Source organism: Pseudomonas sp. LAMO17WK12:I5 (assembly GCF_900215165.1).
Taxonomy (GTDB): Bacteria; Pseudomonadota; Gammaproteobacteria; order Pseudomonadales; family Pseudomonadaceae; genus Aquipseudomonas; species Aquipseudomonas putida_A.
Genome location: NZ_OBDS01000004.1, coordinates 119,345 through 135,233, shown reverse-complemented (window position 1 = coordinate 135,233; position 15,889 = coordinate 119,345). Strand labels below are relative to the sequence as shown.

General features: G+C 61.7%; 14 protein-coding genes. 7 read left to right on the top strand and 7 right to left on the bottom strand.

From position 1 onward, the window contains the following. Nucleotides 1-10 precede the first annotated feature (10 nt). From CRO59_RS08370 to CRO59_RS08345, 6 genes are all read left to right on the top strand, one after another. Nucleotides 11-1,204 (top strand): SfnB family sulfur acquisition oxidoreductase, encoded by a 1,194-nt coding sequence (locus tag CRO59_RS08370; protein WP_097086874.1) that lies wholly within the window; start codon nucleotides 11-13, stop codon nucleotides 1,202-1,204. Continuing rightward, the gene (locus CRO59_RS08365; RefSeq protein WP_097086872.1) at nucleotides 1,204-2,562 is read left to right on the top strand and encodes an LLM class flavin-dependent oxidoreductase; all 1,359 of its coding nucleotides are present in this window, start codon (nucleotides 1,204-1,206) and stop codon (nucleotides 2,560-2,562) included. The genes CRO59_RS08370 and CRO59_RS08365 overlap by 1 nt, the downstream gene beginning before the upstream one ends. 118 nt (nucleotides 2,563-2,680) lie before the next feature. Next, nucleotides 2,681-3,490 (top strand): MetQ/NlpA family ABC transporter substrate-binding protein, encoded by an 810-nt coding sequence (locus CRO59_RS08360; RefSeq protein ID WP_097086870.1) that lies wholly within the window; start codon nucleotides 2,681-2,683, stop codon nucleotides 3,488-3,490. A gap of 2 nt (nucleotides 3,491-3,492) precedes the next feature. Continuing rightward, nucleotides 3,493-4,614 (top strand): methionine ABC transporter ATP-binding protein, encoded by a 1,122-nt coding sequence (locus tag CRO59_RS08355; RefSeq protein WP_097086868.1) that lies wholly within the window; start codon nucleotides 3,493-3,495, stop codon nucleotides 4,612-4,614. Continuing rightward, nucleotides 4,604-5,248, top strand: a complete 645-nt coding sequence (locus tag CRO59_RS08350) for a methionine ABC transporter permease (protein ID WP_027611182.1) — start codon at nucleotides 4,604-4,606, stop codon at nucleotides 5,246-5,248. Before CRO59_RS08355 ends, CRO59_RS08350 begins: the two co-directional genes overlap by 11 nt. Before the next feature lie 136 nt (nucleotides 5,249-5,384). Then, complete coding sequence (locus CRO59_RS08345; protein ID WP_097086866.1) at nucleotides 5,385-6,014, top strand: bifunctional 2-polyprenyl-6-hydroxyphenol methylase/3-demethylubiquinol 3-O-methyltransferase UbiG; 630 nt, start codon at nucleotides 5,385-5,387, stop codon at nucleotides 6,012-6,014. Between the two features lie 101 nt (nucleotides 6,015-6,115). Here CRO59_RS08345 and CRO59_RS08340 read toward each other — a convergent pair whose 3' ends face one another. Genes CRO59_RS08340 through CRO59_RS08330 form a run of 3 tightly spaced genes read right to left on the bottom strand, consistent with a single transcriptional unit; the run spans nucleotide 6,116 to nucleotide 11,330 of the window. Then, nucleotides 6,116-9,169 carry an efflux RND transporter permease subunit gene (locus tag CRO59_RS08340; protein ID WP_027611180.1) on the bottom strand — a complete coding sequence of 1,018 codons (3,054 nt, stop codon included), beginning with the start codon at nucleotides 9,167-9,169 and terminating at the stop codon, nucleotides 6,116-6,118. Further along, on the bottom strand, nucleotides 9,166-10,230 hold the full coding sequence (locus CRO59_RS08335; protein WP_097086864.1) for an efflux RND transporter periplasmic adaptor subunit: 1,065 nt from the start codon (nucleotides 10,228-10,230) through the stop codon (nucleotides 9,166-9,168). The genes CRO59_RS08340 and CRO59_RS08335 overlap by 4 nt, the downstream gene beginning before the upstream one ends. Further along, nucleotides 10,227-11,330, bottom strand: a complete 1,104-nt coding sequence (locus CRO59_RS08330; RefSeq protein ID WP_097086863.1) for an efflux RND transporter periplasmic adaptor subunit — start codon at nucleotides 11,328-11,330, stop codon at nucleotides 10,227-10,229. The genes CRO59_RS08335 and CRO59_RS08330 overlap by 4 nt, the downstream gene beginning before the upstream one ends. A 202-nt stretch (nucleotides 11,331-11,532) precedes the next feature. On the opposite strand from CRO59_RS08330, the gene CRO59_RS08325 reads away from it, so the two are divergent. Further along, the gene (locus tag CRO59_RS08325; RefSeq protein WP_097086861.1) at nucleotides 11,533-12,729 is read left to right on the top strand and encodes an AAA family ATPase; all 1,197 of its coding nucleotides are present in this window, start codon (nucleotides 11,533-11,535) and stop codon (nucleotides 12,727-12,729) included. A gap of 120 nt (nucleotides 12,730-12,849) precedes the next feature. Here the strand turns inward: CRO59_RS08325 and CRO59_RS08320 are convergent, their stop codons facing one another. Genes CRO59_RS08320 through CRO59_RS08305 form a run of 4 tightly spaced genes read right to left on the bottom strand, consistent with a single transcriptional unit; the run spans nucleotide 12,850 to nucleotide 15,803 of the window. Continuing rightward, complete coding sequence (locus tag CRO59_RS08320; protein ID WP_097086859.1) at nucleotides 12,850-13,722, bottom strand: transporter substrate-binding domain-containing protein; 873 nt, start codon at nucleotides 13,720-13,722, stop codon at nucleotides 12,850-12,852. Beyond that, nucleotides 13,719-14,501: an amino acid ABC transporter ATP-binding protein gene (locus CRO59_RS08315; RefSeq protein WP_097086857.1), complete on the bottom strand. Its 783-nt coding sequence runs from the start codon at nucleotides 14,499-14,501 to the stop codon at nucleotides 13,719-13,721. The genes CRO59_RS08320 and CRO59_RS08315 overlap by 4 nt, the downstream gene beginning before the upstream one ends. After that, a complete protein-coding gene (locus CRO59_RS08310; RefSeq protein WP_024011159.1) occupies nucleotides 14,498-15,157 on the bottom strand; it encodes an amino acid ABC transporter permease in 660 nt (219 codons plus the stop codon). The genes CRO59_RS08315 and CRO59_RS08310 overlap by 4 nt, the downstream gene beginning before the upstream one ends. Then, entirely contained in the window at nucleotides 15,138-15,803 is a 666-nt protein-coding gene (locus tag CRO59_RS08305) for an amino acid ABC transporter permease (RefSeq protein ID WP_097086855.1), read from the bottom strand. The genes CRO59_RS08310 and CRO59_RS08305 overlap by 20 nt, the downstream gene beginning before the upstream one ends. Between the last annotated feature and the right edge of the window lie 86 nt (nucleotides 15,804-15,889).

Sequence of the window (15,889 nt, the reverse complement as noted above, 5' to 3'; positions counted from 1 at the left end):
GGAGAAGCATATGACTTATTCTCACCCCGTCGCGGTCATCACCAGCGATGAGCAAGCCCTGATCGTCGCCAGCGACCTGGCCGAAGATTTCAAACGCGACAGTGCCGTGCGCGACCGTGAACGCCGCCTGCCACTGCCGGAGCTCGACGTGTTTTCCCGCTCTGGCCTGTGGGGCATCAGCGTGCCCAAGGAATACGGCGGCGCCGGCGTGTCCAACGTGACCCTGGCCAAAGTCATCGCCCTGATCGCTCAGGCCGACGGCTCCCTCGGACAGATTCCGCAGAACCATTTCTACGCCCTCGAAGTGCTGCGCGTTAACGGCAGCCACGAGCAGAAACAGCGGCTGTACGCCGAGGTGCTGGCCGGTCAACGTTTCGGCAATGCCCTGGCGGAACTGGGTACCAAAACCGCCCACGACCGCGTCACCAGCCTCAAGCGTGACGGCGACGGCTATCGCATCAACGGGCGCAAGTTTTACGCGACCGGCGCGATCTACGCGCAGCGTATCCCGACGTCGGTGGTTGATGAAAACGGCGTGCAGCAACTGGCCTTCGTCCCGCGCGACAGCAAAGGCCTGACCGTGATCGACGACTGGAGCGGCTTCGGCCAGCGCACCACCGGCAGCGGTTCCGTGGTGTTCGAAGACGTCTATGTCGCTGCCGAGGACGTGATCCCGTTCCAGAGCGCCTTCGAGCGTCCGACCACGGTCGGCCCGCTGGCGCAGATTCTTCATGCCGCCATCGACACCGGCATCGCTCGCGCCGCTTACGAAGATGCCCTGCACTTCGTGCGCAGCAAGACCCGGCCATGGATCGACTCCGGCAACGACAAGGCTACCGAGGACCCGCTGACCTTGAAGAGCTTCGGCCAATTGAGCATTCGTCTGCACGCCACCGAAGCACTGCTGGAACGCTCCGGCGAGTTCCTCGACAAGGCCCAGGCCGAGACCAACGCCGAAACCGTCGCTGCCGCGTCGATTGCCGTCGCCGAAGCACGGGCGATCAGCACTGAAATTTCCCTGGCGGCCGGCAGCACCCTGTTCGAACTGGCCGGCAGTCAGGCGACCCTGATCGAGCACGGCCTCGACCGTCACTGGCGCAACGCCCGGGTGCACACCCTGCACGACCCGGTACGCTGGAAGTATCACGCGGTGGGCAACTACTACCTCAACGATGAAAACCCTCCGCTGCGAGGGACGATCTGATGAGCGCCGCAAAAAAGAAGATCCTGCTCAACGCGTTCAACATGAACTGCATCGGCCACATCAACCACGGCCTGTGGACGCATCCGCGCGACACCTCAACGCGCTACAACACCATTGAATATTGGACCGAACTGGCACAGTTGCTGGAGCGCGGGCTGTTTGACGGACTGTTCATCGCCGACATCGTCGGCGTGTACGACGTCTACCAGAACTCGGTGGACGTCACGCTCAAAGAGTCGATCCAGTTGCCGGTCAACGACCCGCTGCTGCTGGTGTCGGCGATGGCTGCGGTGACGAAAAACCTCGGCTTCGGCCTGACCGCCAACCTCACTTACGAGCCGCCGTATCTGTTCGCCCGGCGCATGTCGTCGCTCGATCATCTGAGCCGGGGTCGGGTCGGCTGGAACATCGTCACCGGTTATCTCGACAGCGCCGCCAAGGCCATGGGCCTGCGCGAACAGGTCGAGCATGACCGTCGCTACGATCAGGCCGACGAGTACCTCGAAGTGCTCTACAAACTCTGGGAGGGCAGTTGGGAAAACGGCGCGGTGCTCAATGACCGCGAGCAGCGCATCTACGCGCAGCCGGAGAAGGTGCACAAGGTCGAGCACCACGGCGAGTTCTATCAAGTCGAGGGTTATCACCTCTGCGAACCGTCGCCGCAGCGTACGCCGGTGCTGTTCCAGGCCGGCAGTTCCGATCGCGGTTTGCTGTTCGCCGGACGTCACGCCGAGTGCGTGTTCATCAGCGGGCAGAACAAACCGTCGACCAAAGTGCAGGTGGACAAGGTCCGCGCCAGCGCGGTCGAGGCCGGGCGCAATCCCGAGGACATCAAGGTGTTCATGGGCCTCAACGTGATCGTCGGCGCGACCGAAGAAGCCGCGTGGGCCAAGCACGCCGAGTACCTGAGTTATGCCAGCGCCGAGGCCGGCGTCGCGCATTTCTCGGCGTCCACCGGCATCGACTTTTCCCGGTATGAAATCGACGAACCGATCCAGTACGTCAAAAGCAACGCCATCCAGTCCGCGACCAAGAACCTGCAGAACAACGACTGGACCCGACGCAAATTGCTCGATCAGCACGCCCTCGGCGGCCGCTATATCACCGTGGTCGGCTCGCCTGAGCAGGTGGCGGATGAGCTGGAATCGTGGATCGCTGAAACGGGTCTCGACGGCTTCAACCTGACGCGCATCGTGACCCCGGAAAGCTATGTCGATTTCATCGAGCTGGTGATTCCGGAGCTGCAACGGCGTGGGTCGTACAAGACTGCGTATGACAGCGGCAGTTTGCGCGAAAAGCTGTTTCACGGTGAGGCGCATTTGCCTGAGCAACACACCGGCTCTTCATACCGCCGCTAAAAGCATCGCGAGCAGGCTCACTCCTACAGGGGAATGCATTCCAAATGTAGGAGTGAGCCTGCTCGCGATGAGGCCCGACCAGACACCACAAACTTTTGCACTGACTGGAAAAACCACCATGACCAACAAATTCCTGTCCCACCCAGTCAAAGCACTGGCCCTGGCCTTCGGCCTGTTCAGTTCGGCGGTGTTCGCCGCCGATGCACCCCTGAAAATCGGCACCACCGCCGCCTTCGCCATTCCACTGGAAGCCGCCGTCGAAGAGGCCTCCAAACAAGGCCTGAAAGTCGAGCTGGTGGAGTTCACCGACTGGATCGCACCGAACGTCAGCCTCGCCGCCGGCGACATCGATGTGAATTACTTCCAGCACATCCCGTTCCTCGAAAACGCCAAGGCTGCCTCCAGTTTTGACCTGGTGCCGTTCGCCCCGGGGATCATCAACAACGTCGGCCTCTATTCGAAAAAATACAAAAGCTTCGACGAGTTGCCGGAAGGCGCCAGCGTCGCCATCGCCAACGACCCGATCAACAGCGGTCGCGGTCTGCAACTGCTGGCCAAGGCTGGTCTGATCACCCTGAAACCGGGGGTCGGCTACAAGGCCACCGAAGACGACATCGTCGCCAACCCGAAGAAGATCAAGATCCTGCAAGTCGAAGCCGTGCAACTGGTGCGCGCCTACGATGACGCCGATCTGGTCCAGGGCTACCCGGCCTACATCCGTCTGGCGAAAACCTTCGATGCCGGCTCGGCGCTGCTGTTCGACGGTCTCGACCACAAGGAATACGTGATCCAGTTCGTCATCCAGCCCAAGAGCAAAGACGACCCGCGTCTGATCAAATTCGTCGACATCTACCAGCACTCGCCGGCCGTTCGCGCCGCGCTGGATAAGGCTCACGGCAAGCTGTATCAGGCCGGTTGGGAAAGCTGAACATGACGGCCGCGATCCAACGGCGACTGGAGATTCCAGAGCCAGAAAATGCTGAAAAAACCGAACTGCATCCCGAGCTGAATCGCGCCCACGTGCGCTTCATCGGCCTGGGTAAAACCTACGAAGGTCGACAAGGCCCGGTGGCGGCCCTGCAAGGCATCGATCTGGCGATCCAGCGCGGCGAGGTGTTCGGCATCATCGGGCGCAGCGGCGCCGGCAAGTCGTCGCTGATCCGCACGATCAATCGTCTGGAACAACCGACTGCGGGGCGGGTGCTGATCGATCAGGTCGACATCGGCGAGTTCGATGAAGACCGGCTGGTCGCCCAGCGCCGACGCATCGGCATGATCTTCCAGCACTTCAACCTGATGTCAGCCAAGACTGTATGGCAGAACGTCGAACTGCCGCTGAAAGTCGCGGGCGTGCCGAAGCCGCAACGTGAGCAGAAGGTGCGTGAACTGCTCGAACTGGTCGGCTTGCAAGCCAAGCACAAGGCCTATCCGGCGCAGCTTTCCGGCGGGCAGAAGCAGCGTGTCGGCATCGCCCGCGCATTGGTGCATGACCCGGACATTCTGCTGTGCGACGAAGCCACTTCGGCGCTCGATCCCGAGACCACTCAGTCGATCCTCGGCCTGCTGCGCGAGATCAACCGGCGCCTGGGCCTGACCATCGTGTTGATCACCCATGAAATGGCGGTAATCCGCGAAATCTGCGACCGCGTGGTGGTGCTGGAACACGGGCGGATCGTCGAGCAGGGCCCGGTCTGGGAAGTGTTCGGCAATCCGCAGCACGAAGTCAGCCAGACCTTGCTCGCACCGCTGCAACACGCTCTGCCGGAAGAACTGCAAAGCCGTCTGCATGCCTTGCCGCCCTCTTCAGAGGCCGCGGTAGTGCTGCGCTTGCAGTTCACCGGCAGTGCCAGTGACGAGCCGGATCTGGCGGCATTGTTCGCCGCTCTCGGCGGTCGAGTAAAACTGCTGCAGGGCGGCGTGGAGCGGATTCAAGGGCATGCGCTGGGGCAATTGCTGCTGGCCGTGAGCGGCTCGGCAGCGAGCGCCGGACAATTGCGCGAACGTGCCGGGCGGTGGGCGCAACGGGTGGAGGTGCTGGGTTATGTGGTTTGATCGTTTGCTCCAGGGATTCATCGACACCTTTCTGATGGTCGGCGTGTCGTCGCTGATTGCCTTGCTGGTGGGGATCCCGATGGCGGTGATTCTGGTCACCAGCGACAAGGGCGGGATCTATCAGGCGCCGCTGCTCAACCGGGCGCTGGGCGCGTTCGTCAACCTGTTCCGCTCGATCCCGTTTCTGATTCTGATGGTCGCGCTGATTCCGTTCACCCGGCTGATTGTCGGCACCACGTACGGTGTGTGGGCAGCGGTGGTGCCGCTGACCATCGCCGCGACGCCGTTCTTCGCGCGGATTGCCGAAGTGAGTTTGCGTGAGGTCGATCACGGCTTGATCGAGGCGGCGCAGGCCATGGGCTGCCGGCGCTGGCATATCGTCTGGCATGTGCTGTTGCCTGAAGCGCTGCCGGGGATCGTCGGCGGGTTCACGATTACGCTGGTGACGATGATCAACTCGTCAGCCATGGCCGGGGCGATTGGGGCCGGCGGTTTGGGCGATATCGCTTACCGCTACGGCTATCAGCGCTTTGACAGCCAGATCATGCTGACGGTGATTGTGTTGCTGGTGGCATTGGTGGCGGTTATTCAGCTCGGGGGCGATCGTTTGGCGCGGGGATTGAACAAGCGCTGAAGCAAGATCAAAAGATCGCAGCCTGCGGCAGCTCCTACAGGGGAATGCGGTCTTCTGTAGGAGTTGCCGAAGGCTGCGATCTTCTAAAGCGCGAAAGCGCTTATAGTCTGCTCAACTCCCCCAAACAGTCCGCCCCATGAAACAGACTCCGACCGATCTGGAACAGATCACCGCCACCACCCTCGGCCACTACAACTCGGTGGCCGAAGACTTCCGCGAAGGCACCCGCGACCACGATGTCAGCCAGAACATCGACGCGCTGCTACGGCATATCCACGGCACTGCGCCGTTCACGATTCTCGATTTTGGCTGCGGCCCTGGACGCGACTTGCAGACCTTCACCCGACTGGGTCATGTCGCGGTCGGCCTCGACGGCGCGGAAAAATTTGCGCAGATGGCCCGCGAAGACAGTGGCTGCGAGGTGTGGTGTCAGGACTTTCTGAAGCTCGATCTGCCGGCCGAACGCTTCGACGGGATCTTCGCCAATGCGGTGCTGTTTCATGTGCCGTTGCAGGAATTGCCGAGAGTGCTCAAGCAGTTGCATGGCACGCTGAAGCCGGGTGGGGTGTTGTTCAGTTCCAATCCGCGCGGGGATAACCGTGAGGGCTGGAACGGGCCACGGTATGGTTCGTATCACGATCTGCAGGCGTGGCGCGGGTTGTTGACGGCGGCGGGTTTTGTCGAGCTTGAGCATTACTACCGGCCGGCGGGATTGCCGCGCGAGCAGCAGCCTTGGCTGGCCAGTGTCTGGCGTAAATCTGCGTAGTCAGTTCTGACGCCTTCGCGAGCAAGCCCGCTCCCACAGTTGGAATGCGTACCTCCTGTGGGAGCGGGCTTGCTCGCGAATAGAGTGCGCAGCACTCGCTTTTAGCGGGTCTCTTTCTGCGGTTCGCGAATCTTGTACCAGGCCACATACAGCGCCGGCAAAAACAGCAGGGTCAGCAACGTCGCCACCACGATCCCGCCAATCATCGCGTAAGCCATCGGCCCCCAGAACACTTCCCGGGCAATCGGGATCATGCCCATGCTCGCCGCCGCCGCGGTCAGCAGGATCGGCCGGCGCCGGTGCTCGGTCGCTTCCACCACCGCATCCCACGGCGCGGAGCCGTTGCGCTCGAACTCATCGATCTGCGTCACGAGGATTACCGAGTTGCGGATGATGATACCGATCAGCGCCAGAATCCCGAGGATCGCCACAAAGCCCATCGGCGTCCCGGTCGGCACCAGCGCCAGCACCACGCCGATCAGCCCCAGCGGCGCGACACTCGCCACCAGGAACATCTTCTGCACGCTGTGCAACTGAATCATGAGGAAGGTCGCCATCAGGAACAGCATCAACGGCAAGACCTTGGCAATCGGCCCCTGGGCCTTGCCGCTTTCCTCGACCGTACCGCCGGTGGCGACTTTGTAGCCGACCGGCAGTTTTTCAGCGAAGGCATCGATGCTCGGTTTGAGCAATTTCACCAGGTCGGTCGGCTGGATCTCGTCACGCACCGAAGCCTTGATGGTGATGGTCGGCAAGCGATCGCGACGCCACACCAGCGGCTGCTCAAGCTCATAACGCACGGTGGCAAAGGCCAGCAGCGGGATCGACGTGCCGTTGGGTGTGACGATCTGCAGGTTCTGCAGGGTTTCCGGCGTGCCGCGTTCCGAGTTCACCGCCCGGCCGACCACGTTGATCAGGTAAATGTCGTCGTTGACCTGGGTCAACGGCGAGCCGCTGACGATGCTGTTCATCAACTTCGCCACATCTTCCGAGGACAGCCCGAGCTGACGCGCCTTGTCCTGGGCGATGTCGATGCGCAGGACTTTGCCCGGCTCGTTCCAGTCGTAAATGATCTCGCCGATGTGTTCGTTCTTGTCCAGCTCGGTCGCCAGATCGATGGCGTGCTTGCGCACCTGATCGATGTCCTTGCCGCTGACCCGGTACTGGATCGGACGTCCCACCGGCGGGCCCATTTCCAGCGCCTGCACGTAACTGCCGATGCCGACGAAGTCTTTGTGCAAGCGCTCGCGCAGGCGTTGGCTCAACGCCTCACGGGCCTCGAAATCCTTGCTGACGATCACCAGTTGCGCGTAGTACGGGTTCTGCAATTGCTGGTCGAGCGGCAGATAGAAACGGATCGCACCCTGACCGATGTAGGTGCTCCAGCGCACGATGTCCGGGTCGCCCTTGAGCGTGGCTTCGAGCTTGTCTACGGCCTTGCGGGTTTCGTCGATCGAGGCGTTTTGCGGCAGGTTCAGATCGACGAGGATTTCCGGGCGGTCGGAGGACGGGAAGAATTGGTTCTGCACAAAGCGCATGCAGAACACCGCCAGCACAAACAGCAGCACGGTGATGCCGATCGCCCACCAGCGGTTGCGCATGCACCACAGCAAACCACCGTTGAACGCCCGACCGATGCGGCCCGGCTCGGCTTCATGGGGTTTCACGTTGGTGCTGAGGATGTGCACGCCGATCACCGGCGCAAAGAACACCGCCACCACCCACGACACCAGCATCGCCACCGCGATCACCGCAAACAGGGTGAAGGTGTACTCGCCGGCGGAGCTGGCGTTGAGGCCGATGGGCACGAAACCGGCGACGGTCACCAGCGTACCGGTGAGCATCGGGAATGCGGTCGAGGTGTAGGCGAACGTCGCCGCCTGCTCCTTGGTCTCACCCATTTCCAGGCGCGTGACCATCATCTCCACGGTGATCATCGCGTCGTCCACCAGCAGGCCAAGGGCGATGATCAGCGCCCCGAGGGAAATCCGCTGCATGGTGATGCCGCTGTATTCCATGAACACGAAGACCATCGCCAGCACCAGCGGAATCGAGCACGCCACCACCAGCCCGGCGCGCACGCCGAGGCTGATGAAGCTGACCACCAGCACGATCACCACCGCTTCGAACAGCGCACTGGTGAAACCGCCGACCGCCTCTTCCACCACCACGGCCTGATCGGACACCGTATGGACGCCGACGCCAACCGGCAAATCAGCGGTGATCTGGTCGATCCGCTGGTGCAGCGCCTTGCCGAATTCCTGGACGTTACCGCCCTTCTGCATGGCAATCGCCAGACCGATTGCCGGCTTGCCGTCGAAACGGAATTCCGGCGTGGCCGGGTCGACGTAACCGCGACTGATGTCGGCGACATCGGCCAGACGATAGAAGCGGTCATTGAGCTTGAGATTGACCTCGGCCAGATCCTTCTCCGAAGCGAACTGCCCCGAGGTGCGCACCGAAATGCGCTCCGGGCCGGCCTCGATCACCCCCGCCGGGGTCACGGCGTTCTGCGATTGCAGGCTCTGCACCACCTGACGCTGGTCGATGCCCAGCGCGGCGAGTTTGCGGGTGGAGAAGTTCAGGTAAATCACTTCGTCCTGCTGGCCGATCATTTCGATCTTGCCCAGCCCCGGGACGTTGCGAATCTCGGCGCGGGCCTGCTCCACATAGTCGCGCAACTGGCGCATGGTCAGGCCGTCGGCGGTAAACGCGTAGACCGAGCCGTACACATCGCCGAACTCATCGTTGAATCCGGGTCCCTGAATCCCTTGGGGAAACTGGCCGCGAATGTCATCGATCTTCTTGCGCACCTGGTACCAGATTTCCGGAATATCCTTGGCGCTGGTGGTGTCGCGCAGGTACACGTAAACCGTCGATTCGCCGGGGCGCGTATAGCTTTTCACGTAGTCGAGAGAATCGAGTTCCTCGAGTTTTTTCTCGATGCGGTCAGTGACCTGCTTGAGGGTTTCTTCCTGGGTCGCGCCCGGCCATTTGGTCTGGATGACCATGGTCTTGATGGTGAACGAGGGGTCTTCTTCGCGCCCCAGATTAAAGTACGAAAACACCCCCATCAGCAGCGCGACGAACATCAGGTACCAGACAAACGACTGATGCTTGAGGGCCCATTCGGAGAGATTGAAAGAGCCTTTCATTGACTGTCCTCGTCGAGTTTCACGGCTTGTCCGGGTTTGAGACTGTTAACGCCTGCGGTGACCACCTGCTCGCCGGACTTGACCCCGCCGGCCAGCACCACCGTGCCGTCGGTACGGCTGATCACGCTGACGTCACGGGGCGCGACGGTTTTGCTTTGGGTATCGATCACCCAGATGCGGGTTTTGCCGTCGGTTTCCTGCAGGGCGGTGGCGGGTAATTCGATGCGCGGCTTGATCGCCGAACTGAGGGTCACGCTGATCGCCGTGCCGAGGCGGAAACCCTCCGGCGTATTGGCCAGGGTCAACCGCGCGCGGCGGGTGCGTGTGGCGCTTTGGGCCTGCGGTTCGATTTCGCGAATGGTTGCGGTGGTGTTGATGCTCGGGTCGAGTTGCCCGGCCACCAGAAACACCACATCGGAAGGAATCTCATCGACCAGCGTGTCCGGCAGATCGATCACCGCCTCCTTGATGTCCGGTTGCGCCAGAGTCACCACTTGCTGACCTGCTGTCACCACTTGCCCGGCCTCAGCATTCCACGCGGTGACCACGGCTTTGTGGTCGGCGCGCAGCTCGGTGTAAGCGAGTTGATCCTGGCTCTGGTTGACCGCCGCCCGCGCCTGATCGAGCGAGGCCTGAGTGGTTTTCAGATCCGTAGTGGCGATGTCCAGTTGCGCCTGCGCGCCAACCCCGCGATCGAACAGCGCCTGCTGCCGGCGGGCATTGGCCTGGGCGTTGATCAGTTGCGCCTGGACCTTGGCCAGGTCGCCCTGGGCCGAGCGCAACTGGTTCTGCTGATCGGACGGGTCGAGGGTCGCCAGCAGCGTCCCCTTTTGCACCTCGGCGCCGACATCGACGTTGCGACTGGCAATGCGCCCGCCGACACGGAATCCGGTGTTGCTCTCGTAACGCGCCTGAATGCTCCCGGCGAAACGCCCGAGGGTTTCTTCGTTCAGCGCCTGCACCTTGATCGACAGCACCGGCCGCACCGGCTCCGGCGGTGGCTCGCTTTTCGAGCAGGCGGCCAGCAGCACGCCGATGGACAACAGCCCCAGACGCTTCATGGCTGTGCTCCCGGTTGCAGACCTTCGTAGGTGTTTTCGGCGATTTCGACTTTCATGCCCGGGTGCAGCAGTTGCCCACCCGCGACAATTACTTTCTCACCGCCCTTGAGGCCGTCGCTGATGATGACCTTGCCGATCAGGTAGCGGCTGACGGTGACGTTGTGCAGCTGCGCTTCGTCCTTGTCGTCGACCATCCACACTGCCGGATCGCTGATGTTTTTGGTCAGCGCCGACCACGGTAATTCCACCGCCGACTTGCCGCTGCCCTTGGCGGTGGCGCTGACCACCGAGCCGAGCTGCATGCCCTGTGGCAGGCTGTCGAGGGTGACTTTGACTTGCACCGTGCCAGACTGCGCCGACACCGCCGGGGTGATTTCGCGCACGGTGCCGGTGGTCTTGATGTTGGGGTTGTCGAGCAGGCTGACGACAATCGAACGCTCCGCCGGGCGCTCAGCCAGCAACGACTCATAAACGTTGAACACCGCGTCACGATCGCCATCGCGGGCCAGTTTGAAAATCGGTGCGGTGGCCTGGACCACCTGGCCGACTTCAGCCTGGCGCTCAGTGATGATGCCGGGGGCGTCAGCGATCAGCGAGGTGTAACTGAGTTGATCCTTGGCATTGGCCAGTTGCGCCTGCGCCGCGCTCAGGGCGCTCTGGCTGCTGCGCAACGCGGCTTGTGCGGAATCGAATTCGCTCTGGCTGGTGTAGCCCTTGGGCAGCAGCTTCTGCTGACGCACGAACGCCGCCGCACTCTGCTTGACCCGCGCTTGTTCGGCGATGACCTGGGCTTGCGCGGAATCGACGTTGGTCTGCAAATCCTTCGGATCGAGCTTGGCCAGTACCTGTTTGGCGCTGACCCGGTCGCCGACATCGACCATGCGCTGAATGATCTTGCCACCGACCCGGAACGACAGTTCGGTCTGCACCCGCGCCTGCACGTCACCGGTGAGGGTCACGGCAGCGGCATAGTCCGCCGGTTTGACCTCTTGCACGAAGACCCGTGGCAAGTACTCCGCCGGGGCTTCTTTCTTGCCGCAAGCGGTCAGCAACGTGAGCAGGCTCAGCACGACAACTGTTTTCAATCCGGGACTCGCCATGCAGACTCCTTCCTGTGTACGAACGTGCAAGTGACGATACGACTGTGAGCTTAGAACAGGGTTCAACGTTCGCCTGCGTGATCTCCATATTTCCCCTGTAGGAGCTGCCGCAGGCTGCGATCTTTTGACTTTACAAAAGCAAGATCAAAAGATCGCAGCCTTCGGCAGCTCCTACAATGGTCGCCTCAAGAGAAGGATTTTCATGCTCAAGACCCTCGCGGTGGCCAATTACCGCTCGATCAACAAACTGGTGATTCCGCTGGGCCGGCTGAACCTGATCACCGGCCCCAACGGCAGCGGCAAGTCCAATCTCTATCGCGCCCTGCGCCTGTTGGCGGAGACCGCCCAGGGCGGCGTGGTCAATGCACTGGCCCGCGAGGGCGGGCTGGATTCGACGTTCTGGGCCGGCCCGGAAACCATCAGCCGGCGCATGCGCAACGGCGAAGTGGCGATCGAGCCGACGGTGCGTCAGGGCGTCAAACGGCTGCGCCTGGGGTTTGCCGGCGAGGATTTCAGCTATTCGATCAGCCTCGGATTGCCCGATTCCAACGGACATTTCATGCTGCCGGGGGACACTCATCCCAGCCCCTCGCGCTTCAGTCTCGATCCGCAGATCAAGCGCGAATGCATCTGGGCCGGGCAGCTCTATCGCCCGGCCAGCCTGCTGGTGGATCGCAACGGCCCGATGATTCGCGCCCGCGAAGGGCGCAGCTGGGACGTGCTGGCGCAGCACACACCGAATTTCGACAGCCTGTTCGATCAGATCGGCAGTCTGCGCAGTTCGCCGGAAGTGTTCCAGATGCGCGAGTTCATTCGCCGCTGGCGCTTCTACGATCACTTTCGCAGCGACGCCGACGCCCCGGTGCGCCAACCGCAACTGGGTACGCGTACGCCGGTGCTGCACCACGACGGCCGCGACCTCGCAGCAGCCCTGCAGACCATCAATGAAATCGGCGACCCCGAGGCGTTGCAGGCGGCGATCAGCGACGCGTTTCCCGGCGCACGGCTGAACATCGCACCGCTGGCCGGCGGACGTTTTGCGATCGAGTTCTTTCAGGAGGGGTTGCTGCGGCCATTGTCGGCGGCGGAGCTGTCGGACGGCACGCTGCGTTATCTGTTGCTGATCGCCGCGCTGCTGACGCCACGCCCGCCGTCATTGATGGTGCTCAACGAACCGGAAACCAGTCTGCACCCGGATCTGTTGCCGGCGCTGGCGCGCTTGATCATTCGCGCGTCGCAGGCGTGTCAGGTGTGGGTGGTGTCCCATGCGCGACGGTTGATTTCGGCGTTGCAGGAAGATCCCGAATGCAACTGCATCGTGCTCGAAAAAACGCTGGGCCAGACCGGAATTGTCGGGCAGCGGGTGCTGGATGAGCCGGCGTGGAACTGGCCGGATTGAGCGGCACCTGAGCGAGCCCTTTCGCGAGCAGGCTCGCTCCCACAGTTGGAATGCGTACCCATGTGGGAGCGAGCTTGCTCGCGAAGAGGACCTTCAGGTCGCCGCAGATTTAACGGCCAATCAACCCTGCCACTTGCCACCCTCGACAATCACACTCTCAGGCTGGGTGTCATCGCTCAGTTCTTTACGCACATATTGGTCGTACAGCTTGAGCAGGTATTTCTCTTCACCCAACTTGGCCAGCTCGGTATTCACCCAGTCACGCAGCTCGACGTTGCCCTTCTTCACCGCCGGAGCAATCGGTGCTTCGGCGCCGAGTTTTTCGTCCAGCACGCGGTAACCCGGGTTCTGCTTGGCCCAGCTGAACAGCACCAGGTTGTCCTGCGCGTAGGCATCGCCGCGACCGTTGGCCAGGGCTTGCAGCGACTCGGAGTTTTTCTCGAACTTCAGCAGTTTCCAGTCCGGGTGATTCTTGGTCAGCCAGATGTCTGCAGTCGTGCCGGTGGTGACGATGGTGGTGCGGGTCGCCAGGTCATCGAGTTTTTTCACCGAGCTGCCTTGCGGTACCAGTGCCTGCACCGCGACCTTGAGATTCGGGTTGGTGAACTCCACCGCTTCCTTGCGCTCCGGGGTCACGGTCATGTTGGCGAGGATCAGGTCGACCTTGTCGCTCTGCAGGAACGGAATGCGGCTCGCCGGTTCCACGGGCACGAACTCGACCTTGTTCTCATCGCCCAACAGATCCTTGGCGAAGCGCCGACCGATATCGGTGTCGAAGCCGACGTAGCGCCCGGCTTCATCGACGAAACCGAACGGTGGCTTGTCGGTGAATACACCGACGATCAGTTTGTCGCGGGCCTTGATCTTGTCCAGGTAACCGGCTGGCGCGGTGCTTGCGCTGGCGACTTTCGGCTTCGGCGGTTCTTCGGTTTTGCTGCAACCGGCAAGCAAGGCAAGGCTGAGCAGAGGCAGTAAAAAAGCGACAGTTTTCATAACAGTTCCAGTTCCTTTGTCGGATTCGTTTGAGGCAGTGTTGCAACGAAGGAGAACTTCTCCAGAAACTGCTGCGCGCGTGCGGTTTGCGGGTTCGTAAAGAAAATCTCGGGCGGGTTCTGTTCAAGGATGCGTCCGGCATCCATGAACACGATGCGGTCGGCCACCGCGCGGGCGAAGGCCATTTCGTGGGTGACGATCAGCAGGGTCATGCCCTCGCGGGCCAGGCCCTGAATCACTTGCAGCACTTCCTTGACCATCTCCGGATCGAGGGCGGCGGTGACTTCATCGAAGAGCATGACCCGCGGGTTCATGCACAACGAGCGGACGATGGCGATGCGTTGCTGCTGGCCGCCGGAGAGCTGGCGTGGAAACGCATCGCGCTTGTCCGCCAGGCCCACCCGTTCGAGCAAGGCTTCGGCCTGCTGCTGCGCTTCACGGCGCTGACGCTTTTGCACCTTGAGCGGGCCGAGCAGCAAATTGTCGAGCACGCTCATGTGCGGAAACAGGTGATAACTCTGGAACACCATGCCGATCTGCTGACGGATTTCGCGCCAGTCAGTGGCTTTGTCCAGCAGCTCCCGGCCGACGAATTTCAGGCTGCCGCTGTGCGCCTCTTCCAGACCATTGAGGCAGCGCAGCAAGGTGCTTTTGCCACAACCGCTGGGGCCGAGGATGACGATCACTTCGCCGCTGCGCACTTGCAGATCAATGCCGTTGAGCACCTGCTGTTCGCCGTAGAATTTGTTGAAACCGTGAAACTCGATCAATGCGCTCATGCTTGCGTCCAGCGCCGCTCCAACACGCGCGAGGCGGCCGACAGCGGGTAACAGATGAAAAAGAAAAACAGAAACAGCGCGCCGTAGATCAGCACCGATTCGTAGGTGCGCTCGATGATCTGCTGGCCGACCTTGATCACATCGACCACGCCAATCAGCACCGCCAGCGAGCTGGTCTTGATGATTCGCGTGTAGACATTGATGGTCGGCGGCGTCATGCGTTTCAGCGCCTGCGGCAGCAGCACGTAGCCATACAGTTGCGCCGCATTGAGACCGATCGACAACCCGGCTTCACGCTGCCCGCGCGGCAAAGAATGCAACGCACCGCGCGCCACCTCGCCAACCTCGCTGGCGCCCCACAGCGATAGCACCAGCACCGCGCACCAGAAGCTCGGCAGGCTCAGGCCGAAGAAAATCGGCAAGCCGAAAAACAGCAGGTACAGCCAGACCAGCACCGGAATCGCCCGGAACAGTTCCAGATAGATCCGCAGGATCGCGTTAAGCCACGTCACGTTGAGCGTGCGCAATACGCCGTAGAGCACCCCGCCAATGGTGCTGATGGCGATGCTCAGAAACGAGATCGACAGGGTTTGCCCGGCGCCTTTTGCCAATTGCGGCAACGACACCCAGAGCAGTTCAAGACCCGAACTGGCCATGCTGGAGCCTCCTTTCCAGACGGCTGAGCAACAGCGACAGCGGCAAGAACAACAGCACGCAGATCAGCGTCAGCACGGCGAGCATTTCGTAGGTTTTGTAATAGAGCGCGATGTAGCTCTTGGTGGTGTAGAGGATTTCCGGCACGGCCACCGCCGAGACCACGGTGGTTTCCTTGAGCAGGAAAATGAAATTGGCGAACAGCGACGGCAAGCTGAGAATCCCCGCTTGCGGCAGGATTACGTAGCGCAGCAACTGGCCGTGGGACAGGCCGATGGAACGCCCCGATTCGAGTTGCGCCTGCGGCACCGCGTCGACGCCCGCGCGCAGCACTTCAGTGAGGTAGGCGCCACCGAGAAACGTCATGGTGATGATTGCCGCGATGAATCCGGAAACCTGGATGCCAATGGCCGGCAAGGCGAAGTAGACGAAGAACAGTTGAATCAGCAGCGGCGTGTTGCGCGCCAACTCCACATAAAGGCCCACCAGTTTTTGCAGGTACGGTGTGCGGAACACCAGGATCGTTGCATTGAGCAGCGCCACCAGCAGCGACGTGCCGATGGCGATGAACCCGACTTGCAGCGTCACGCCCACAGCCTTGAGAAAGGCCGGCAGGGTACTGAGGATAAATGCGTAATCGAAAGTCATGAAGCATCCTGGACGTCGCTCGGTAAGCGGCGGTCATGCAGTCCATGGACAACGGGTAACTGTCCGGCAGGCGCTGACTTTATAGG